At 58.1% G+C, this 2,862-nt stretch carries 4 protein-coding genes; 2 read left to right on the forward strand and 2 right to left on the reverse strand.

What is annotated here, in order from left to right; genetic code table 11:
- Positions 1-672, forward strand: a 672-nt coding sequence (locus AK59_RS0122865; RefSeq protein ID WP_029883899.1) for a sodium:solute symporter family transporter, incomplete at its 5' end; no start/stop codon positions are given.
- A 31-nt stretch (positions 673-703) separates the two neighbouring features.
- Here AK59_RS0122865 and AK59_RS0122870 read toward each other — a convergent pair.
- Positions 704-1,393 (reverse strand): LrgB family protein, encoded by a 690-nt coding sequence (locus AK59_RS0122870; RefSeq protein WP_013095078.1) that lies wholly within the window; start codon positions 1,391-1,393, stop codon positions 704-706.
- Positions 1,386-1,796: a CidA/LrgA family protein gene (locus AK59_RS0122875; RefSeq protein ID WP_020686648.1), complete on the reverse strand. Its 411-nt coding sequence runs from the start codon at positions 1,794-1,796 to the stop codon at positions 1,386-1,388. Before AK59_RS0122875 ends, AK59_RS0122870 begins: the two co-directional genes overlap by 8 nt.
- A gap of 102 nt (positions 1,797-1,898) precedes the next feature.
- Here AK59_RS0122875 and AK59_RS0122880 point away from each other — a divergent pair, with 102 nt between their 5' ends.
- Positions 1,899-2,786, forward strand: a complete 888-nt coding sequence (locus AK59_RS0122880; protein WP_013095076.1) for a LysR family transcriptional regulator — start codon at positions 1,899-1,901, stop codon at positions 2,784-2,786.
- Positions 2,787-2,862 lie beyond the last annotated feature (76 nt).

A 2,862-nucleotide genomic window follows, 5' to 3' on the forward strand; every position in this document is an offset into this window, starting at 1 on the left:
CCGGCATTTAAAGACGCGGCGGGCGCGCTGATTGGCGGGAACAACATGGCGGCAGTGCATCTGGCGGATGCGGTAGGCGGCAATCTGTTCCTCGGCTTTATCTCAGCCGTGGCCTTTGCCACCATCCTTGCCGTGGTGGCCGGGCTTACGCTTGCCGGAGCATCTGCGGTGTCGCATGACCTGTACGCGAACGTGTTCCGCAAAGGCGCAACCGAGCGTGAAGAGCTCAAAGTCTCCAAAATCACCGTACTGGTTCTGGGTGTGGTGGCGATCCTGCTGGGGATCCTCTTCGAGAAGCAGAACATTGCCTTCATGGTGGGGCTGGCCTTCTCAATTGCAGCGAGCTGTAACTTCCCTATCATCCTGCTCTCCATGTACTGGTCTAAACTGACCACCCGTGGCGCAATGGTAGGCGGCTGGCTGGGGCTGCTGACTGCGGTGATTCTGATGATCCTCGGCCCGACGATTTGGGTGCAGATCCTCGGTCACGAAAAGGCGCTCTTCCCGTATGAGTACCCGGCGCTGTTCTCAATCGCCGTGGCGTTTATCGGTATCTGGATCTTCTCTGCAACCGACAACTCGCCGGAGGGGAACCTGGAGCGTGAGAAATTCCGCGCCCAGTTTATCCGCTCGCAAACCGGCCTGGGCGTGGAACAAGGCCGCGCGCACTGAGTCTTGATCCCCGGCCTTCGGGCCGGGGAGTTCAGAACATCACCCACGCCACCAGCGGCGCAATCAGCACCATCAACACGCCGGAGAGCATCATCACCAGGCTTGCTACAACCCCCTCCTGCTGACCCAACTCATAAGAGCGTGCCGTGCCCGCGCCGTGTGACGCCGCGCCAAATCCCGCCCCTTTTGCCAACCCTTCACGGATAGAAAGCCGCAGAAACAGCATGTCGCCCACCGCCATACCGAAGACACCGGTGACAACCACGAACAGCGCCACCAGATCCGGCTGTCCGCCGAGCGGTTTAGCGGCTGCCAGCGCAAATGGCGTCGTTACCGAGCGCACGGCCAGGCTACGCTGAATTTCATCGGGCAGCGTAAACAGCCGCGCCAGCCAGACGGAGCTACAGACCGCCACCACCGTGGCGGTAATCACCCCCGCGCTGAGCGACATCCAGTGACGTTTAATGATATTCAGGTTGTCGTACACAGGCACCGCAAAGGCGATGGTGGCCGGCCCCAGTAGCCACAGCAACCAGTGGGATTCGCCAATGTAGTTTTGCCAGGAGATATGGCCAAAAACCAGCATCAGCACCAGCAGGATCGGCGTGAAGACCAGCGGCATCAGCGGCAGCGCGTGAAAGCGACGATACAGGCGTTTGTTGGCAAAGTAGATAACCAGCGTGGCAATCAGGCACAGCACGCTTATCTGGAAGTTAGTCATGTTTTTGCCTGCGGATCTCGAAGCGATAAACCTTGTCCACCACCCAGGCGGTGGCGCCCAGCACCATCAGCGTGCTCAGGGCGATGACCGCGAAGATCCGCCAGCCGTCCACCATCAGCAGTTGCGCATAGTTCACCACCGCCACCACGGCAGGAACAAAGAACAGCAACATCTCTGCCAGCAGCCAGCGCGCGCCGGCACGCACCCAACTAAGGGGGATAACGCGGCAGAGAATGAGCGTCAGCATCAACACCATCCCCACCAGGTTGGCAGGCAGCGGCAGATGCAGCCAGCCGACAAGATATTCCGCAAAAACAAACAGTCCCGCGTAGAGCAGTACCTGAACCGGTACCTGGAGTCGTTGCACAACGGCAGGCGTAACACGGCTTAACGCCACGGCCATGGGGGTTTTCCTCAAAAATGAGACGAGGTGCCAGTATAGTGAGCGCACGGTATGGACTGAAATGAATTAAAATCATCGAAGGTATAGTTTCGAGGAATAATCATGGACATAAGAACGCTGCGCTATTTTGTCGAAGTGGTTCGCCAGCAGAGTTTTACCCGCGCAGCGGAGAAGTTATTTGTTACCCAGCCCACCATCAGCAAAATGCTGAAAAACCTCGAAGATGAACTCAACTGTACCCTGCTGATCCGCGACGGACGCAAGCTGTTGCTTACCGATACCGGGCGCGTGGTGTTTGAACGTGGCCTGGCGATCCTGGCCGAGTTTCGTCAGCTGGAAGCGGAGCTAGACGATATTAACCACCTGACCAAAGGGGTGCTGCGCCTTGGTATTCCGCCGATGGTCGGGATGATGATGGCCGGGCCGATTAGCCTGTTTCGCCAGCGTTACCCCGGCGTTGAACTCAAAATTTCGGAGTTTGGTGGATTAACCGTCCAGCAGGCCGTAACCAACGGCGAGCTGGACGTCGCCATGACAGCCCTCCCCGTTGAGGAAGAGAGCGGTCTGGCGACGCTTCCGCTCTTTAGCCATCCGCTGTGCGTGCTGGTTCCCCGCTCCGGCGACTGGCTGAAGCGAGATTCAGTGAAACCTGAGCTGCTCGGTGAATACCCTCTGCTGATCTACAACGAAGATTTCGCCCTCAGCCGCCAGCTAATGACGCTGTTTAATCAACATAGCGTGAAGCCGCGCATTGCGGTGCGCAGCGGCCAGTGGGATTTCCTGGCAGCGATGGTGCAGGCAGGCGTGGGGATTGCCATTCTGCCGCAGCCGATTTGCGAGCGTCTGGATAAAAACACGCTGCGCTGGATCCCACTCGAAAGCGATTTGCACTGGCAGCTGGGGATGATCTGGCGAGAAGGGATATATTTGTCGCACAGCGCCCAGGCGTGGCTGCAATGTTGTGAGGGATTTTGGGTGCCCTCACCCTAACCCTCTCCCACAGGGCTGAGGGATCCCCAGTAATTTTTTACCGAAAGCGATGAATGTTGCTTCAGGAAAATGAATG

The sequence above is a fragment of the Enterobacter sp. T1-1 genome (genome assembly GCF_000710795.1).
Taxonomy (GTDB): domain Bacteria; phylum Pseudomonadota; class Gammaproteobacteria; order Enterobacterales; family Enterobacteriaceae; genus Enterobacter; species Enterobacter cloacae.

Coding starts and splice junctions, on each gene's coding strand:
- AK59_RS0122870 (WP_013095078.1), bottom strand. CDS start 1,393: ATGACTAACTTCCAGATAAGCGTGCTGTGCCTGATTGCCACGCTGGTT.
- AK59_RS0122875 (WP_020686648.1), bottom strand. CDS start 1,796: ATGGCCGTGGCGTTAAGCCGTGTTACGCCTGCCGTTGTGCAACGACTC.
- AK59_RS0122880 (WP_013095076.1), top strand. CDS start 1,899: ATGGACATAAGAACGCTGCGCTATTTTGTCGAAGTGGTTCGCCAGCAG.